Source organism: Variovorax soli NBRC 106424, from assembly GCF_001591385.1.
In the GTDB taxonomy this organism is placed as follows: domain Bacteria; phylum Pseudomonadota; class Gammaproteobacteria; order Burkholderiales; family Burkholderiaceae_C; genus Variovorax; species Variovorax soli.
Window position 1 is genome coordinate 1 of record NZ_BCUU01000232.1, and the last position, 950, is coordinate 950.

A 950-nucleotide genomic window follows, 5' to 3' on the forward strand; every position below is an offset into this window, starting at 1 on the left:
AGGCGCAGGCGCGCACCAACATGCGCCAGGAACTCGACGCGCTGGGCGGCGATTGACGGGCGCGCAGCCGTTGTTGCATGGCGCCGCGGGCGCGCGCGAAACTAGCGGCTCGATCTCTTTTTCTCTTCATTCCCGGAGCGCTGAACGATGCCTGACCCCCAGAAACTTCGCGTGAACTGCTTTTCGATTTCGCTGGACGGCTACGGCGCCGGCGTGGAGCAAAGCCTGCAGAGCCCGATGGGCGTGCACGGCATGGAACTGCACGACTGGGTCCTGGGCACGCGCAGCTTCAAGACCATGCTCGGCCAGGGCGGCGGCAGCACGGGTGTGGACAACCAGTTCGCCGAGCGCGGCTTCGAGAACCTGGGCGCCTGGATCCTGGGTCGCAACATGTTCGGCCCGGTGCGCGGGCCGTGGCCCGACGATTCATGGAAGGGATGGTGGGGCACCAATCCGCCCTACCACTGCCCGGTCTTCGTCCTGACCCACCACGCGCGCGACCCGATCGACATGGAGGGCGGCACGACCTTCCACTTCGTGACCGACGGCATTCACGCGGCGCTGAAGGCGGCGCGAGAAGCAGCCAAGGGCAAGGACGTGCGGCTGGGCGGCGGCGTGTCGACCGTGCGGCAGTACATGGCGCAGCGGCTCGTCGACGAACTCCACCTGGCTGTTTCGCCGGTGCTGCTGGGGCGCGGGGAGTCGCTGTTCCAGGGGCAGGATTGGCGTGCGCTCGGGTATCGGTGCGTGGAGCAGGTCGCTACGGAGAAGGCGACGCATGTGACGTTGCGGCGGGAGGACTGACTTCGGGGCGGCGGGGCGCGGCAGGCGCCAGGGGCCGGGGGCTCGTACCGGGGCGGTCGATGCCTGCGGCATCGACTCCGCTGCGGTGCTCGGGCTGGGGGCTTGTGCGGCAGAACTCGCTGCGCGACTGCGTCGCTACGCTCAAA

Annotated in this window: 1 protein-coding gene; it reads left to right on the forward strand. The window is 68.8% G+C overall.

The genetic code is table 11. From position 1 onward, the window contains the following. Nucleotides 1–147 precede the first annotated feature (147 nt). Nucleotides 148–804, forward strand: coding sequence for a dihydrofolate reductase family protein (locus VSO01S_RS26535; protein ID WP_068645716.1), 657 nt, complete (start codon nt 148–150; stop codon nt 802–804). Nucleotides 805–950: the final 146 nt, after the last annotated feature.